The 15,284-nt window shown below is 68.2% G+C and carries 16 protein-coding genes and 1 pseudogene; 5 read left to right on the plus strand and 12 right to left on the minus strand.

Going from position 1 to position 15,284, the window contains the following annotated elements; all coding sequences use genetic code 11:
• Positions 1-8 precede the first annotated feature (8 nt).
• From flgE to flgB, 4 genes are read right to left on the minus strand one after another with little or no spacing between them, the layout of a single operon-like run.
• The gene (gene flgE, locus ACTWJ5_RS19050) at positions 9-1,196 is read right to left on the minus strand and encodes a flagellar hook protein FlgE (RefSeq protein ID WP_061561964.1); all 1,188 of its coding nucleotides are present in this window, start codon (positions 1,194-1,196) and stop codon (positions 9-11) included.
• A gap of 20 nt (positions 1,197-1,216) precedes the next feature.
• Positions 1,217-1,882 carry a flagellar hook capping FlgD N-terminal domain-containing protein gene (locus ACTWJ5_RS19055; RefSeq protein WP_253407388.1) on the minus strand — a complete coding sequence of 222 codons (666 nt, stop codon included), beginning with the start codon at positions 1,880-1,882 and terminating at the stop codon, positions 1,217-1,219.
• Complete coding sequence (gene flgC / locus ACTWJ5_RS19060; protein ID WP_043271835.1) at positions 1,879-2,310, minus strand: flagellar basal body rod protein FlgC; 432 nt, start codon at positions 2,308-2,310, stop codon at positions 1,879-1,881. Before flgC ends, ACTWJ5_RS19055 begins: the two co-directional genes overlap by 4 nt.
• A 2-nt stretch (positions 2,311-2,312) precedes the next feature.
• Positions 2,313-2,681: a flagellar basal body rod protein FlgB gene (gene flgB, locus ACTWJ5_RS19065; RefSeq protein ID WP_253407386.1), complete on the minus strand. Its 369-nt coding sequence runs from the start codon at positions 2,679-2,681 to the stop codon at positions 2,313-2,315.
• Positions 2,682-2,945: 264 nt separating this feature from the next.
• On the opposite strand from flgB, the gene flgA reads away from it, so the two are divergent.
• The 4 genes from flgA to ACTWJ5_RS19085 all read left to right on the plus strand — a co-directional run bounded on the left by flgA (position 2,946) and on the right by ACTWJ5_RS19085 (position 6,619).
• On the plus strand, positions 2,946-3,569 hold the full coding sequence (gene flgA, locus ACTWJ5_RS19070; RefSeq protein WP_444436322.1) for a flagellar basal body P-ring formation chaperone FlgA: 624 nt from the start codon (positions 2,946-2,948) through the stop codon (positions 3,567-3,569).
• 631 nt (positions 3,570-4,200) lie between these two features.
• Positions 4,201-5,097: a lateral flagellin LafA gene (gene lafA / locus ACTWJ5_RS19075; RefSeq protein ID WP_074986145.1), complete on the plus strand. Its 897-nt coding sequence runs from the start codon at positions 4,201-4,203 to the stop codon at positions 5,095-5,097.
• 218 nt (positions 5,098-5,315) lie between these two features.
• On the plus strand, positions 5,316-6,161 hold the full coding sequence (locus ACTWJ5_RS19080; RefSeq protein ID WP_116423217.1) for a winged helix-turn-helix domain-containing protein: 846 nt from the start codon (positions 5,316-5,318) through the stop codon (positions 6,159-6,161).
• Positions 6,158-6,619, plus strand: coding sequence for a hypothetical protein (locus ACTWJ5_RS19085; RefSeq protein ID WP_444436323.1), 462 nt, complete (start codon positions 6,158-6,160; stop codon positions 6,617-6,619). Before ACTWJ5_RS19080 ends, ACTWJ5_RS19085 begins: the two co-directional genes overlap by 4 nt.
• A gap of 149 nt (positions 6,620-6,768) precedes the next feature.
• On the opposite strand, the gene ACTWJ5_RS19090 is transcribed toward ACTWJ5_RS19085, so the two are convergent.
• The 8 genes from ACTWJ5_RS19090 to fliD are packed head-to-tail and all read right to left on the minus strand — an operon-like array spanning position 6,769 to position 12,972.
• A complete protein-coding gene (locus ACTWJ5_RS19090) occupies positions 6,769-7,722 on the minus strand; it encodes an OmpA family protein (RefSeq protein WP_444436324.1) in 954 nt (317 codons plus the stop codon).
• Positions 7,719-8,591, minus strand: a complete 873-nt coding sequence (gene motA, locus ACTWJ5_RS19095) for a flagellar motor stator protein MotA (RefSeq protein WP_043271839.1) — start codon at positions 8,589-8,591, stop codon at positions 7,719-7,721. Before motA ends, ACTWJ5_RS19090 begins: the two co-directional genes overlap by 4 nt.
• A gap of 3 nt (positions 8,592-8,594) precedes the next feature.
• The gene (locus ACTWJ5_RS19100) at positions 8,595-9,326 is read right to left on the minus strand and encodes a FliA/WhiG family RNA polymerase sigma factor (RefSeq protein ID WP_043313285.1); all 732 of its coding nucleotides are present in this window, start codon (positions 9,324-9,326) and stop codon (positions 8,595-8,597) included.
• Between the two features lie 10 nt (positions 9,327-9,336).
• Positions 9,337-9,822, minus strand: coding sequence for a flagellar basal body-associated FliL family protein (locus ACTWJ5_RS19105; protein WP_444436325.1), 486 nt, complete (start codon positions 9,820-9,822; stop codon positions 9,337-9,339).
• Positions 9,823-9,862: 40 nt separating this feature from the next.
• Complete coding sequence (locus tag ACTWJ5_RS19110; protein ID WP_444436326.1) at positions 9,863-10,963, minus strand: flagellar hook-length control protein FliK; 1,101 nt, start codon at positions 10,961-10,963, stop codon at positions 9,863-9,865.
• A 2-nt stretch (positions 10,964-10,965) separates the two neighbouring features.
• Complete coding sequence (locus ACTWJ5_RS19115; RefSeq protein ID WP_249920127.1) at positions 10,966-11,289, minus strand: hypothetical protein; 324 nt, start codon at positions 11,287-11,289, stop codon at positions 10,966-10,968.
• On the minus strand, positions 11,273-11,668 hold the full coding sequence (gene fliS / locus ACTWJ5_RS19120) for a flagellar export chaperone FliS (RefSeq protein WP_261748493.1): 396 nt from the start codon (positions 11,666-11,668) through the stop codon (positions 11,273-11,275). Before fliS ends, ACTWJ5_RS19115 begins: the two co-directional genes overlap by 17 nt.
• The gene (gene fliD, locus ACTWJ5_RS19125) at positions 11,665-12,972 is read right to left on the minus strand and encodes a flagellar filament capping protein FliD (RefSeq protein ID WP_444436327.1); all 1,308 of its coding nucleotides are present in this window, start codon (positions 12,970-12,972) and stop codon (positions 11,665-11,667) included. The genes fliS and fliD overlap by 4 nt, the downstream gene beginning before the upstream one ends.
• Positions 12,973-13,322: 350 nt before the next feature.
• On the opposite strand from fliD, the pseudogene tssI reads away from it, so the two are divergent.
• Positions 13,323-15,234: pseudogene (gene tssI, locus ACTWJ5_RS19130) on the plus strand (type VI secretion system tip protein TssI/VgrG); the annotation flags it as partial.
• Positions 15,235-15,284: the final 50 nt, after the last annotated feature.

Raw genomic sequence — 15,284 nt, forward strand, 5'->3', positions numbered from 1 at the left:
GGTCAGCCTCAGACGGCGCCGAACAGCGCTTGGGTGAGTTCCTTGTCGGTGGTCAGCACCTTGGTGTTGGCCTGGTAGTTGCGCTGGCCCTCCATCAGGCTCACCAGTTGCGCAGTGAGGTCGACGTTGGAGCCTTCCAGCGCGCCGGCCACCAGGTCGCCGAACTGGCCGCCGCCGGGGGCGCCCACCAACGGGCCGCCGGAGGCCGAGGTCTCGGTCCAGGCGGTGCCGCTGACCGCGCGCAGGCCCTCGGGGTTGACGAAGCTGGCCAGCACCACCTGGCCCTGCAGCAGGCGCTGGCCGTTGCTGTAGTTGACGTAGACCATGCCGTCCTCGTCGACGGTCAAGCCGGTCTTGTCGCCGGAGGCATAGCCGGAGGCCTTGTTGGTGGTGACGGCGAAGTCGGAGCCGTACTGGGTGGTGCCGGTGTAGTCGACGTTGATCGCCAGAGCGTTCACGCCGCCGGCCAGGCCGCCGACGTTGAGGGTGAAGGGCGCGCTGGGCGAGGTCAGCATGCCGGCGCTGTCGAAGCTCAGCGCCTGGGTGCCCACGGCGTTGCCGTCGGCGTAGTAGTGGCTGGTCCAGGCGTTGTCGGCGGTCTTCACGAAGTACTGCGTCAGGGTGTGTTCCTTGCCCTGGGAGTCGTAGACCTTGGTGGTGTAGGTGGAGTTGTAGGTGGAGGCGTCGGCCGGGTCGAAGGCCAGGGCCGGCACTTCGCCGTCGGCGTCGAGGTTGGCGACGAAGTCCAGGCTGTCGGTGGCCTTGGCCGGCAGGCTGGCGGTCTTCACCTGCAGGTCGCCGAGCACGCCGGCCTGCAGGTTGCCGGCGGCGTCCACCGAGTAGCCCTGCAGGCGCTGGCCGGAGGCGTTGACCATGTAGTTGGCGTTGTCGGTGTTGAACACCCCGGCGCGGGTGTACTGGGTCTCGCCGGTGGCGCTCTTGACCATGAAGAAGCCGGCGCCGGAGATGGCCAGGTCGAGGTTGCGGCTGGTGTTGGTGAGGCTGCCGCCGAGGCTGATGCTCTGGGTGCTGCCCAGCACTTCCACGCCCATCGCCTGGCTGTCGGCGTAGACGCTGCCGAACTCGGTGCGCGAGGACTTGAAGCCGACGGTGCCGACGTTGGCGATGTTGTTGCTGACGGTGTCCAGCTGCTCGCTGACGGCGTTCAGCCCGGTCAGGGAAATATTGAAGCTCATCGGGGTTCTCCTGGGCGGGATCAGGCAGCCGCGCTGCCGAATTCGACGATGTTGTAGAAGGGCACGGAACCGGCGCCCTCGACTTCCAGTACCGGGCCGCTTTCGCTGACGCGCACGTGGCTGACCTTGCCGCCGACCTCGACCTTGGGCTTCTCGCCGCTGCTGGTCTCGACCTCGACGCTGTACTTGCCCGGCGCCAGGCCGAGCTTCTGCGGGTCGACGCTGAAGGCCACGCTGCCGGCCTCCTGCGGGCCGAGGGCGAGCTTGGTGACCTCGCCGGTGGCGGCGCTGGTCAGCTTCAGGGTGGTGCTGGTGGAGGCGTGCTCCAGCTGCACCTGGCCGTCGACCACGGCGTCGTCCAGCTGCAGGCTGTCCACCGAGACCATCACCTTCTGCCCCACCAGACCGGCGGCGGTGAGGTTCTGCAGGTTGTCGGCGAGCACCAGGCTGTTTTTCTGGATGGTGTTGAGGTTCTCCAGGCTCTGCACCTGGGACAGCTGCGAGTACTGGTTGACGAACTGGGTGCTGTCCACCGGGTCGGTCGGGTCCTGGTACTGGATCTGCGCGACCATCAGGGTGATGAAGTTGTTCTGCAGCTGCGACACGTCGGTCAGGTTGACGCCGACGCTGTCGCCGCCGGTGCCGCTGCCGTTGGTGGAGTTGGTGCCGTTGACGCTGCTGGTCATGACTGTTCTCCCAGCTTCAGCAGGCCCTGCTGCATGCTGCGTACGCGGTTGAGGACGTCGACGCTGGTCTCGAAGCTGCGGGTGGCCGACATCATGTCGGTCATTTCCTCGATCTCGTTGACGTCCGGGTAGTAGACGTAGCCGTCGCGGTTGGCCAGCGGGTTGTTCGGCTCGTAGCGGCGTTGCGGCGCGGTGCCGGAGGTCACCACGTCCAGCACCTGCACGCGGGCGCCGCCCATGCCGGCGTCGCGCACCAGTTCGTCGTTGCCGTAAACGGCGGCGAACATCGGCTTGCGCGCCTTGTACGCGGCATCGGCGCTGGAGGCGGCGGAATCGGCGTTGGCCAGGTTGCTGGCCACGGTGTTCAGGCGCACGGTCTGCGCGGTCATCGCGGAACCGGCGATGCGGTAGATGGAATCCAGTGCCATGCTCAACGTCCTTCGATGGCCTGCTTGAGGCCGCGGAACTTCATGCCGAGGAAGGTCAGGCTGGTCTGGAAGCCCATGGCGTTGCGGGCGAACTCCGACTGCTCCACGCCCTGCTCGACGCTGTTGCCGTCTTCCGACGGCTGGTTGGGGATGCGGTACTTCAGCTGCGCGCTGTCGTCGGCGAAGGCCAGGCCGGCGTCCTCGGCCTGCGGGTCGAGGCGGCGCATCTCGCCGGCGAAATCGATATCGCGGGCGAGGAAGCCCGGGGTGTCCTGGTTCGCCAGGTTGGCGGCGAGGATCTCGCTGCGCTGGGTGCGCACCTGCAGCGCACGCACGTGCACGGCGAGGGATTCTTCTACCCGTATGCTCATCGGTGGCTGTCTCCGGCCTGACTCTTGCTGGCGTCCCCTTCAGCAGGAACCGTGCCTAACTTGAGAACAGCGAGCGAAGCCTTGATTTCACTGACCTCCAGCCCACACCGCCAGCCCCCGGCCGCCCCCCGGCTTCCGCTTTCGCGTCGCCTGGCGGGCCGGGGCGGAAAAAGCCTTTCCGCCCTCTTCCTGGTCCTCGCCGCCAGCCTGGCCGGCCCCACGTGCGAGGCCGCCGGCGAAGCCCGCGCGCAGGTCGAACAGGCGGTGAGCGCGCAACTGGACGCGCAACTGCGCGAAGAAGCCCGGCGCAACGGCTGGCAGGGCCTGCGCAGCCAGTTCAGCCACGAATTGCTCGGCAGCCTGCCACCAGTGCCCTGCAGCCAGCCGCTGCAACTGCAAAGGCGCAGCGACGAACCTTCGGCCCTGGCCCGCCAGCGCTACGAAGTCCGCTGTGCGGACGGCGCCGGCTGGGCGGTGACGGTCAGCAGCCAGGCCGACGCCTTCCTGCCGGTGCTGGTGACCGCCGCCATCATCGACCGCGGCCAGGTCCTGGGCGCCGGCGACCTGAAGCTGCAAGCGCAGAACATCGCCCGCGCCCACCACGGCTTCTTCACCCGCCCCGAACAGGTCATCGGCCAGGGCGCCCGCCGCCGCCTGCGCGCCGGCCAGTTGCTCACCCCGCAGGTGCTCAGCGGCGCGCAACTGGTCAAGCGCGGCCAGCAGGTCCGCATCAACGCCAGCCGCGACGGCATCCAGGCCAGCACCCCGGGCCAGGCCCTGGCCAACGGGCAGCAGGGCGAAGTGATCAAGGTGCGCAACCTGAGCAGCGAGAAGGTGATCCAGGCGCGGGTGGTCGAGGCGGGGGTGGTCAGCAGCACGTTCGAATGAAAGAGCCCGTAGGAGCGGGCCCTGCCCGCGACTCGCGCGCAAGGCGCGCTCCTACAGGGGAATGACGCGGGTGGGGCAGCGTAGGAGCGGATCTCATCCGCGAATCGCGCCGATACCCCCGGCTATCGCGGACAAGGTCCGCTCCTACGTCCGTGCGTCCCCGGCGCTGCTGGAGCAGTTGCCTTGTCGATCGCGCCGAGGTGCTGGCCCTGCCCGCGATTCGCGCGCAGGGCGCGCTCCTACAGGGGGAATGGCGCGGGTGGAGCAGCGTAGGAGCGGATCTTATCCGCGAATCGCGCCGGAACCGCCGGCTATCGCGGACAAGGTCCGCTCCTACGTCCGTGCATCCCTGGCGCGGCTGGAGCAGTTGCCTTGTCGATCGCGCCGAGGTGCTCTTCGTAGGAGCGAGCTTGCTCGCGAACAGGCTCCGCTGCAGGGCTCATTCGCGAGCAAGCTCGCTCCTACGAAAAGCCGTGCTTCCCTGGGGCTGTAGGAGCGGACTCTGTCCGCGATGCCTTCCCGCAAGAATTTCTCGAATCGGCCCTTAAGCCCTTTTCCACCCCGGTCGCCCTACCCCTTCAGCAGGCGATCAAAGCCGGCTTTACACAAGCCCAATCCGAGGATTCATTCCATGGCTCTGTCGATCCATACCAACTATTCCGCCCTGACCACCCAGACCAACCTGAACAAGACCAACGCCAAGCTGGCCACCAACCAGCAGCGCCTGGGCACCGGTTACCGCGTGAACAGCGCCGCCGACGACGCCGCCGGCCTGCAGATCGCCACCCGCCTGGACGCCCAGTCCCGCGGCATGGCCGTGGCCACCCGCAACGTCAACGACTCCGTGTCCCTGCTGCAGACCGCCGAAGGCGCCTTCAGCGAGATGACCGACATCGTCCAGCGCATGAAGGACCTGGCCACCCAGTCCTCCAACGGCACCAACAGCTCCAAGGACCAGGACTCCATGCAGTCCGAGTACGACGAGCTGGGCAAAGAGCTGGCCAACATCATGAAGAACACCAGCTACGCCGGCGACAAGCTGTTCAGCGACGGCACCGAAGTCAACGGCAGCAACGGCAAGTTCTCCGCCTCCATCAGCTTCCAGATCGGCGCCAGCAGCGCCGAGACCCTGGCGGTCGACGCTTCCACCAACCTGACCGACGTCGCCACCAAGCTCAGCGACATCTCCTCGGTCTACGCCGCCAGCGGCGCAGCCACCGCCGCCAGCGGCAGCGAACTGAGCGCGGCCAACGCCAACGGCATGATCGACAAGCTGAGCACCGCCCTGGACAGCATCGGCACCCTGCGCGCCCAGTTCGGCGCCAACATCAACCGCCTGAACCACACCGCCAACAACCTGGCCAACATGAAGGACAACACCGACGTGGCCAAGGGCACCATCATGGACGCCGACTTCGCCTCCGAATCGGCCGCCATGACCAAGAACAGCATGCTGATGCAGTCCGGCATCTCCATGCTCAAGCAGGCCGGCCAGATGCCGGGCATGGTCATGTCCCTGCTGGGCTGATCCGCCCCGCGCAGTTGACCGGAAGCAAACGCCCCGACCCGTTCGGGGCGTTTGCCGTTGGGGCCGGGGAATCCGGCGACGCGAGTGGAATTAGCAATCTGTCAAGCAAGAAAGGTATAGAAATGGGACTTGTCTCTACATTTTATTGACGCCAGAATGTCGTCCCTCTTCATCAGAACCGATACGAATTCGTACAGGGACAGGCCGCCAGACGCTTCATGGACATGATTCAGATCACGCCCGTCGCCGACGCCCGCCCCCTTCCCGCCCGCCTCATCCGTACCGGCCTGGCCGACGGTTGCCTCGCCCACTTCCAGCCCGAGCTGTACCAGTTGGTGCTGCAGCGCGAGGGCTTCGAGGAAAAGGTCGAGCTGGGCTTCTCCGGCAGCCGCCTGCTCGAACGCCTGCTGCGCGAACCCGGCGAGGTGGTGGCGCGCGACGAATTGCTGGCCCACGCCTGGAGCGACCGGGTGGTCGGCCAGGGCAGCCTCAACCAGCAGATCTACACGCTGCGGCAGATACTCGGCGACGAGAAGCGCCGCGAGATCATCCAGACCCTGCCGCGCCGCGGCTACATGCTCAACCCGCGCTTCGCCGTGCGCGCACCGGTCGAAGCCGAGGACGCGCCCCTCCCCGATCAGGAACCAGCCCCGGCCGCCATGCCCGCCACCCCGCCGCTGCGTCCGGCCCGCCGTTGGCGCAGGCCCGAGCAGCTGGCCGTGGCGGCGCCGCTGCTGCTGGCCGGGCTGGCCCTGGCCGCCACGCTGCACTATGCCCTGCAGCGAACCCAGGACCTGCGCGCGGACCTGGACATCGGCAACAAGCATTTCACCTATTTCGATGCGCGCGCCCAGGGCCTGGCCCAGCTGCGCGAACGCACCGGCGCCCTGAGCGCGCGCCTGGCCGCGCTGAGCGAGCAGCCCGCGCGCTTCACCCTGTCGCGCCATGCCGGCTTCTACGAAGTGGCCTGCAGCAGCGCCCAGGCCTCCACCCGCCTGCTGCTGATCCACCAGGACCAGCTCGCCCGCCTGGGCGACGAGCAACTGCGGAGCTGCCTGCCATGAAGCGTCTGCACCTGCTCGCCGGCAGCGCAATGCTGAGCCTGGGCCTGTTCAGCGGAATGACCGCCACCTGGCTCAACTACCGCTCCGCCAGCGAGTTCGACGGCCGCTACCGCAGCAGCGGCCAGTTGATCCTCGCCGACGGCCGCGTCCTGCGCCTGGAGCACAGCCTGCTGCTGCGCGATGGTCGCTTCTACGCGGTGACGCGCCAGGGCGACACCGTGCAGAAGACCTCCGGTAGCGTCGAGTCGGGCTTCCTCGACCACCTGCGCCTGCGCGTGGAAAAGAGCGAGCTGGCCGAACTGCAGCAGGCCGCGCAGCTGGACAACGAGCTGCTGTTCAACCTGCTCTACGGCAGCGACAACGACAGCGTGCTCAACCTGCAGCCCCACGGCGACTGCCTGTTAGCCGAGGAAACCCGCCAGCTTTACTGTGCCGAGCGCTTCGCCGGCGAACCTTGAGAACCTATCCACGATCTGCTGCGCGTCGGCATAACTGCGTTAAAAACAGGCGAGTGATGCTCATTTAGCGGACTAAACTGCGCTCCCTCGCCTGTTTTCGCCTTGTTCTGCTCTAGCTCGCGAGATCGTGAACAGGCTCTAAAGAACCATCAAGGCTTGGCCGCAGAGGCCCCCTGCCCGCCCTGCCCACCACTGAACTTCGCCCCCTCGGAACCAACCTGCACACGCGCCTGTTCATCGCTGAACAACTGGCGGTACAGCTGCTCGGCGCTGTCGGTCAGCAGCAGCAGTTCGATGCGGCGGTTGGCGCCGTTCTGCGGGTCTTCCGGCAGCAGCGGCATACCGTCGGCCTGGGCGGTCACCTGGAGCACGTTGTTCGCCGGCAGGCCGGCGTCCACCAGCACGTTGCGCGCCTGCAGGGCGCGGTCGCCGGAGAGGTTCCAGTTGTTGTAGCCGTTGGCCCCGCGGTAGGGCACGGCATCGGTGTGGCCGCTGAGGATCAGGCGGTTGTCGACCTTCGCCAGCACGCCGCCCAGGGCCGCCAGCAGCGTGCGGAAATGCGGATCGAGGATGGCGCTGCCGCGGGGGAACATGAAGCGCTTGGGGTCGTCCTTGATCAGCACGCGCAAACCCTGGGGCACCACCTTGACCTCGATGTTGGCCAGCGCGTCGGTCTGCGCGGACACCGCGCGGATCAGCGCCGCCAGTTCCTGCAGGTCGACGCTGGAATCGTAGTGGCGCGGCTCGCTGCCCTCGCCCGGCCGGGTGCCGTCGACGCTGGCGCGGGTGCCCTCGGGCGTGCGCGGCGGGTTCTGCGGCTGCACCGGCATGGGCAGGCCGTCCAGTTCCACCGGCGTGCGGCTGGAGCCGTCGAACACCCCGGCGCCGCCGTCCACCAGCGGGTTGCTCTGCAGGTCGCCCACCGCCGGATTCTGCACCACGCTGCGCGGCTGCACGATCCACAGCACCATGAACAGCGCCATCATCGCCAGGGTGAAGTCGGCGAAGGCCACCTTCCAGGCGGAGCTGTGCTCCTCGGCGTGGCCCTTCTTGCTGCGCCGCTTGATGATGACTTCGTGGGGCTGCTCGCCACGCTTCCTCATGCCGCTTCCCTTTCATCCTCGTACTGGTTGACCCAGGTCTCGAGCTGGCGGAAGGCCGGCTTGACGTCCTGCTCGATCAGCTTGCGCCCGGCGTCCACCGCCAGCAGCGTGGGCTTGCCGGCGACGTGGGCGACCAGGGTGGTGCGTACGCATTCCAGGGCCGACAGCTCGGTCTTCACCCGCTGGGCCATGGCGTTGGACAGCGGGTCGAGCAGGCAGTAGCAGAAGAAGATGCCGAGGAAGGTGCCCACCAGCGCCGCGGCCACGTGGGCGCCCACCTCGCCGATGGTGCCGCCGATGCTGCCCATGGTGATGATGATGCCCATGATCGCCGCCAGGATGCCGAAGCCGGGCATGGCCTCGCCGACCTTGTGCAGCGACTTCGACGGCTGCAGCAGGGCGTGCTCCATGGCGTCCAGCTCCTGTTCGAGGAAGCCTTCCAGCTCGTGGGCGCTGATCTTGCCCATGGCCATCAGGCGGAAGTTGTCGGCGATGAAGGCCATCAGGTTCCTTTCCTGGAGGATCAGCGGGTAGCGGGCGAACAGCTCGCTCTGCTCGGGCTCCTCGATGTGCTCGTCGAGCACCTTCAGGCCGCCCACCTCGACCATCTCCAGCAGCTGGTAGAGCAGCATCAGCAACTGGCGCTGGAACTCCTCGCCGCGGCGCTTGTAGACGAACACGCCCTTGACCTGGGAGAGCATCTCCAGCAGCACTTCGCGCGGGTTGGCCACCACCAGGCTGCCCAGGCCGGCACCGAGGATGATGACCACCTCCGCCGGCTGCCAGAGCACGCGCATGTCGCCGTGGGCCATGGCGTAGCCGCCCAGGACGCAGGCGACGATGATCAGCGCGCCTATGACTTTCTGCATGATTCAGCTTCTCTCGCTCAGGTAGCGGCAGGCCTTGTTCAGCGCCTGCTTGCTCAGTTGACAGACCCGGGCGTCGCTCACGTCGAGCACCAGGGCGATTTCCTTCAGGCTCAGCTCGTGCTGGTAGTACAGCGTCAGCACCAGGCGCTCGCGCTCGCTGAGCTGCGCCAGGGCCTGGGCCAGCATGCGCTCGCGCAGCACCCGCGCCTCCAGCGCCGACTCGCCGTCCACCAGGTTCTCCAGGCCCTCGCCGAGCAGCGCGTCGAGGCTCTCGATGGCCTCGCAGGCCTCGGCCTGCAGGTAGTCCTGGTAGGCGCGCTCGTCGAGCCCGGTGTGGGCGAGGATTTCCTTGTCCGTGGGCACCCGTCCCAGGCGCCGGGCCAGCTCGCGGATGCCGTCGCGCACCTTGTGCGCCTGCAGCCGCACCTGGCGCGGGCGCCAGTCCTGGCGGCGCAGTTCGTCGAGGATGGCGCCGCGGATGCGCAGCACGGCGAAGCCGGCGAACTGCTCGTCGGGCGTGCCGTAGCGGCGCAGGCTTTCCAGCAGGCCCATCAGGCCGATCTGCTCCATGTCCTCGCGGTCCAGCACCTGGTTGGCCTGCAGCGACAGCTGGCTGACCACCCGCCGCACCAGCGGCAGGTAGCGCATCAGCCATTGCTGCTCGGCGCCCGGGGCGAAGGCCGGGTGGCCCGCCTCGGCGGGGTTGCGGTAGTCGAGGGCGCAGTGGGCGTTCATGGGCGGGCCCCTATTGCACGATCAGCTTGCTGACCAGCACGTGCTGGAAGGGCGCGGCCACCTTGCGCGTGGCGAAGTCGGCCAGCAGCACCTGCTCCAGCTCGCCCTGCAGCGCCGGGATGCTCTTGCCGCGCAGTTGCTCGTAGGTCAGCGCGGACAGGTGCGCCACCGCCGAGTTGCGCACCACGGGGTCGATCTGCTGCAGCTTCTTCTGCTCGGTGCCCAGCTCGGCCTGCAGCACCAGGTCGAGCACGAAATAGTGCTCGCGGCTATCGCTGCCCGGCAGGCTGACGATGATCTTGTTGACCGGGAAGAACTCGTATTCGCCCGGCGCTTCCTCTTCCTGCGCCGCGTCCTGCCCGGCGCCGGCCGCCTCGCCGGCCTTGGCCTGGGCGGCCAGCAGCGGGCGCGCCAGGTACCAGGTGCCGGCCACGCCGCCGCCGGCGATCAGCAGATTCAGAACAGTGAACAACAACATGATGCGGCGCATCGTCATGACGGTTTCCCGATCCTCGGTTTGCATTGATTGCCCGGCGCTAGACGGTGACCAGCACGTCGCCCGGGCGGCGTGCGTCGTCCAGCGCCGCTTCGGGTTCCAGAACTGCCGCGCGGGTCGGCGCGTCGTCCAGCCAGGGCGCCGGACGTCCCTGCTGGGCCTGTTGCTGTTGCGCCTGCTGCTGGCCGGCGCGGCCGTCGGAGACCTGCACCTCCACCGGCTGCTGGCTGGCCCCGGCGATGTCCTGGCGCAGGCGTTCGGCGCCCTGCTGCAGCAGGCGCGCGACGTCGCCCTGGGCGGCGTGGATCTGCACCGTCAGGCCGGCGTTGTCCCGGCTCAGGTAGATTTCCAGGCGCCCCAGCTCCGGCGGGTCCAGGCGGATGGCGGCGCTCTGCTGGTTGTGCCGCAATTGCAGTTCGACGTTGTCGCGCAGGGCGTTGAGCAACTGCTCGCCCCAGCGCTCGGCCGGCGCCTGCAGGTTCAGCTGGCGCTCGGGCACGTGGCTGGCCGGCAGCGACTGGGCATCGCTCGCCACGGCCGGGGCGTTCGCCTGCACCGGCGCAGCGCTCGGCTGCGCCTGGCCGGCGAGCTTGTCGAGCTGGCTGCGCAGCAGTTCGTCGCTGGCGGTTTCGGTCTTCGTCTGCGGCGCTTCATCGGCCTTGGCCGGCAGCGCCAGGCTCGGCAGCGGCTGGCCCTGGGCCGGCGTCGGCACGGCCTCGACCATGCCCTGGGGCAGTTGCGGCAGCGGCAGGTTGGCGGGCAAGCCACGGGATATCGGCGCGCTCGCGGCATCGCCGGCATCGCGAGCCTGCAGCGTCACCTCACGCTGGCCGAGCATGCTGGCCAGCCACTGTTCGGCGCCCGGCAAGGCGCCCAGGCTCGGGTCGGGCTGCGGTTGTGCGTCCTGCGATACGGCCGGGTCGGCGGGGGTCGATGGCGTTTCCGCCGGCGCCTCGGCCGCTTCCGCGCCCTTGGCCAGTTGCGCGGCGAAGGCCGGCAGCACCTCGCCCGCCGCCTCCGAGCCACCCCTGGCGGCAACACCTTCGGCCATCTGCCCGGCGCCCATGGCGGGCACGGCCGGCAAGGGCGCGTCCTTGCCCGGCGCGGCGTCCGCGGCCAGGCGGCTGTTCAGCTGCAACACTGTCATCTCCCGGCCAGCAGGCGGTCTATCTGCATGTAGGCGGAGCGCCCTTCGGCATACTCCAGGTGGCTCGCCAGCAACTGGCGCAGGCGCTCCACCTCCTGCGCGCAGGCGCGCCGCGCCTGCTCGTGCAGCTGCTGCAAACGGCGCTTGGCCTCCATGCCGGCGGCGTCCAGCGCGGGGCCGGCGGCCAGGCGTTCGAGCAGCGCGCGGATGGCGCCGTCGACCTCGCCCAGGTTCGCCCACTCGCCGCGCGCCAGCACCTCGCCCAGGCGCGCGTGGAGGCTGCGCAGCGCGTGCACGCGCGGGTCAGCCACGGGCGGCATGGACACCGGACCAGCCTTCGCGCAGGGTGCCGAGCAGGCCGGCCACCTCGTCCAGGCCCTCCAGGGACAGGTTCACGCTGACGTCCGAGAGGCGGTAGATGCAGTAGTCGTAGAGCCGCGCCAGGTCCTGCACCACCTGCCCGCCAGCCTCGTAGTCGAGGGCGCTGGACAGGCCGTTGAGGATGTTCATGCACTTGTCCAGGGAGCGGCCCTTGTGCTGGAAGCGCTTGGCCTCGATATGCCCGCGGGCGCGGGCCAGTTCGTCGAGCAGGCCGTCGAACAGCACCAGCACCAGTTCGTAGGGCGACGCCGCGGCGGCGCGCGCCTCCAGGTCCGTGGTGCGGTAGCTGTCGTAGCCTTCGTTCATCGAATAGGTCATGTGAACATGCTGGAGGTCTGGTCCATGGAATTCATGACTTGCATGAGGTTGGTGTACTGCTTGAGGTAGCGCGCGTACGAGTTGTTGTAGCGCGTCTGCAGGTCGTCGAACTGGTCGTCGATGTCGGCCAGCTTGTCGTTCAGGCTGTTCACCCGCGAAGTCAGCAGGCCGCTGGTGGAGCTGGTGTAGGTCTTGAGCGCGCTGCTCAGGCTGTCGATCAGGTTGCCCTTGTCGCTGAACAACTGCTCGAAGCCGTCGGCGTTCTGCGCCAGGGCCTTCTCCAGCTTGCTGCTGTCGAGGGTCAGCTTGCCGCTGCTGTCGGCGCTGACGCCGTAGCCGATCAGGTTGACGCCGCCGAAGCTGGTGCGGATCAGGCCGTTGACCGCCGACTTGATCGCCTGCACCGCCGAGTCCCCGGCCAGCGCGCCGCGGGTTGTGCTGCCGCTGCCGCTGGCGGTCAGCGTGCCGATGCTGCTCATCAGGGTGTTGTAGGCATCCAGGAAGCCCTGCAGCTTCTTGGTGGTGGCGTCCTTGTCGCGGCCGATGTCGAGGCTCAGCGGCGCCTCGGCCGGGTCGCTGACCTTGGTGAAGGTCAGGCTCACACCGTCGATGGCCTTGTCGAAGGTGTTGCTGGCGTTGCGCAGCTCGATGCCGCCCTGCCCGCCCAGGTAGACGATGGCGTCCTGGGCGCTGGAAAGCTGCTTGCGGGCATCGATGGAGCCCTGCATCGCGGCATTGCTGCTGGACAGGCTGATGGCCTGGTCCTCGCCGCTCTCGTCGCTGGTCAGCACCAGGTTCACCGCGCCGTCGCTGCGCACCAGGGTGGCCTTGACGCCGGTGTTGTCGGAGGCGCCGTTGATGGCCGAGGCCAGGGCGCTGAGACTGGTGATGCCGCTCATGTCGATCTTGAAGCTGTCGCTGCCCTGGCCGATGGTCAGCTCGCCGCTGCCCAGGTCGCCGTCGCTCAGGCCCTGCAGGGCCACCTGGTCCTTGGCCGCCAGCTGCTTGACGAAGAACTGGTAGCTGCCGGAAACCGCGGTGGAGCCGACGCTGGCGGTGGCATAGCCCTCGGCGCTGAAGGTGGCGCTATTGACCAGCATGTTGCTGGTGCTGCTGGAACTGCTCTTGAGCCCACTCACCGCCGAGGAAAAGGTGCTCAACGCCGACTTCAGCTGGGTGACCGCGGACAGCTCGCTGTTGTAGCTGGTCTTGTTGCGGTTCAGCCGCGTCTGCGACGCCTGGATGTCGTACTGGGCCAGCTGGGTCGCCATCTGCTGGACGTAATCGGAATCTATGGTTGCCATGGTCGGGTACCCCTTTGCGAGCCTGGGAGCAATATCGGTGCCAACGCCTGGAAGGCCCGTATTCCGGGCATTGCGGGCAAAGGCGAGGTGAAAGGACGCTTCCGCACGGAGGAACCGGAAGCCGGGCCGGAAATGTCGTTTCCGCCTGGCGCTGCGGGAGGTGCTCTTCCTCCAAGGCGACCGGATACAGGCATGGGTTAAGCCCACCGATACGCGGGCCGGGCTGACCGGCAACGGCTTGGCATCTGCAGATGCCTTCACCTGCGTCCGCCAACACTCTCGGAAACGGCCGACATCCAGCTCCCGGCTTCGTCCCCTTAATGACGGGCTCCGCACCAGGGAGCCCGAGCATGTTCAACCCGGCCAACCAGACCCACTTCAGCCTGACCCTCGACGGCCTGGAGCACGACTTCCAGGTCCTGCGCTTCCACGGCCGCGAAGCCATCAGCCAGCCCTACCGCTTCGAGCTGGAACTGGTCAGCGAACGCCCCGGCCTCGACCTGGAAACACTGCTGCACAAGCCCGCGTTCCTCGCCTTCAGCCCCGCCGGGCCGGGCGTCCACGGGCTGATCCAGCAGGCTGGGCAAGGCGACGCCGGCCAGCGCCTGACCCGCTACCGGGTGGTCCTGGCGCCGCAGCTGGCCTACCTCGCGCTGCGCAGCAACCAGCGCATCTTCCAGCAGCTGACGGTGCCGCAGATCATCGCCCGGGTGCTGGAGGAGCACGGCATCCTCGCCGACGCCTACCGCTTCCAGCTCGGCCCCACCGTCTACCCGCCGCGCGACTACTGCACCCAGTACGACGAGAGCGACCTGCACTTCGTCCAGCGCCTGTGCGAAGAGGAAGGCCTCCACTACCACTTCGAGCACAGCCCCGACGGGCACCTGCTGGTGTTCGGCGACGACCAGACCGCCTTCCCGCGCCTGGGCCAGCCCACACCCTACATCGCCGATACCGGCCTGGTGGCCGACGAGCCGGTGATCAAGGGCTTCGTCCTGCGCCTGGAAGGCCGCACCAGCCGCGTGACCCGCCGCGACTACGACTTCCAGAAGCCGCGCCTGCGCATGGAAGCGGCCTACCGGCCGCAGCAGGAGCAGGACCAGCCGGACCTGGAAGACTACGACTACCCCGGTCGTTTCACCGACCGCGAGCGCGGCAAGCTGCTGAGCCAGCGCAGCCTGGAAAGGCACCGCGCCGACTATCGCCAGGCCGAGGGCCGCAGCGACCAGCCGAACCTGTGCAGCGGCCACTTCCTGGAAATGTCCGAGCACCCGCGCGGCGAATGGAACGACCTCTGGCTGCTCACCGAGGTGCTGCACGAAGGCAGGCAGCCGCAGGTGCTGGAAGAGTCCATCACCAGCGACACCGCCGACAGCCAGGAAGACTTCCACCAGGGCTACCGCAACCGCTTCCTCGCCACCCCCTGGGACGTGCACTACCGCCCACCGCTGGCCCACCCCAAGCCGCGGGTGCTGGGTACCCAGACCGCCGTGGTGACCGGCCCGGCGGGCGAGGAAATCCACTGCGACAAGTACGGGCGGGTCAAGGTGCAGTTCCACTGGGACCGCGAGGGCCAGGCCGACGACAAGACCAGTTGCTGGCTGCGCGTGGCCAGCGGCTGGGCCGGCAACGCCCTGGGCGCCGTGGCCATCCCGCGCGTCGGCATGGAAGTGCTGGTGGACTTCCTCGAAGGCGACCCGGACCAGCCGCTGGTCAGCGGTTGCCTGTACCACGCCGAGCACCTGCCGCCCTACGAGCTGCCGGCCCATAAAACCCGCTCAGTATTCAAGAGCAACAGCTCGCCCGGCGGCAGCGGCTACAACGAACTGCGCATCGAGGACCGCAAGGGCCAGGAACAGATCTTCATCCATGCCCAGCGCGACTGGGACGAAAATATCGAGCACGACCAGAAGATCCGCGTCGGCCACGAGCGCCACGACACCGTGGAAGCCAACGCCTACAGCGAGTTCAAGGCCGAGGAGCACCAGACCATCCACCTCGACCGCAAGGCGGAGGCCAAGCTCGACGACCACCTGGCGGTGGCCAACAACCAGCACATCCGCCTGGGCAATGCCCAGCTGACCCGCGCCGGCCGGGAAATCCACCTCAAGGCCGGGCAGAAACTGGTGATCGAGGCCGGCCAGGAACTGACCCTCAAGGCCGGCGGCAGCTTCATCAAGCTCGACTCCAGCGGCGTCACCGTGTTCGGCCCGCTGGCGAAGATCAACGCCGGCGGCTCGCCGGGCAGCGGTTCGGGCCTGCGTCTTCGCGGCCCCTGGCTACCTGCCGCAGCGGCCAGCGCATTGGCAGGC

The organism is Pseudomonas sp. A6, assembly GCF_052367875.1.
GTDB lineage: Bacteria > Pseudomonadota > Gammaproteobacteria > Pseudomonadales > Pseudomonadaceae > Pseudomonas > Pseudomonas citronellolis.

Coding starts and splice junctions, on each gene's coding strand:
- ACTWJ5_RS19085 (WP_444436323.1), top strand. CDS start 6,158: ATGAAGCGTCTGCACCTGCTCGCCGGCAGCGCAATGCTGAGCCTGGGC.
- ACTWJ5_RS19090 (WP_444436324.1), bottom strand. CDS start 7,722: ATGAGGAAGCGTGGCGAGCAGCCCCACGAAGTCATCATCAAGCGGCGC.
- fliD (WP_444436327.1), bottom strand. CDS start 12,972: ATGGCAACCATAGATTCCGATTACGTCCAGCAGATGGCGACCCAGCTG.
- ACTWJ5_RS19055 (WP_253407388.1), bottom strand. CDS start 1,882: ATGACCAGCAGCGTCAACGGCACCAACTCCACCAACGGCAGCGGCACC.
- flgC (WP_043271835.1), bottom strand. CDS start 2,310: ATGGCACTGGATTCCATCTACCGCATCGCCGGTTCCGCGATGACCGCG.
- fliS (WP_261748493.1), bottom strand. CDS start 11,668: ATGACCTATTCGATGAACGAAGGCTACGACAGCTACCGCACCACGGAC.
- flgB (WP_253407386.1), bottom strand. CDS start 2,681: ATGAGCATACGGGTAGAAGAATCCCTCGCCGTGCACGTGCGTGCGCTG.
- flgE (WP_061561964.1), bottom strand. CDS start 1,196: ATGAGCTTCAATATTTCCCTGACCGGGCTGAACGCCGTCAGCGAGCAG.
- lafA (WP_074986145.1), top strand. CDS start 4,201: ATGGCTCTGTCGATCCATACCAACTATTCCGCCCTGACCACCCAGACC.
- ACTWJ5_RS19105 (WP_444436325.1), bottom strand. CDS start 9,822: ATGACGATGCGCCGCATCATGTTGTTGTTCACTGTTCTGAATCTGCTG.
- ACTWJ5_RS19100 (WP_043313285.1), bottom strand. CDS start 9,326: ATGAACGCCCACTGCGCCCTCGACTACCGCAACCCCGCCGAGGCGGGC.
- ACTWJ5_RS19080 (WP_116423217.1), top strand. CDS start 5,316: ATGGACATGATTCAGATCACGCCCGTCGCCGACGCCCGCCCCCTTCCC.
- motA (WP_043271839.1), bottom strand. CDS start 8,591: ATGCAGAAAGTCATAGGCGCGCTGATCATCGTCGCCTGCGTCCTGGGC.
- ACTWJ5_RS19115 (WP_249920127.1), bottom strand. CDS start 11,289: ATGCCGCCCGTGGCTGACCCGCGCGTGCACGCGCTGCGCAGCCTCCAC.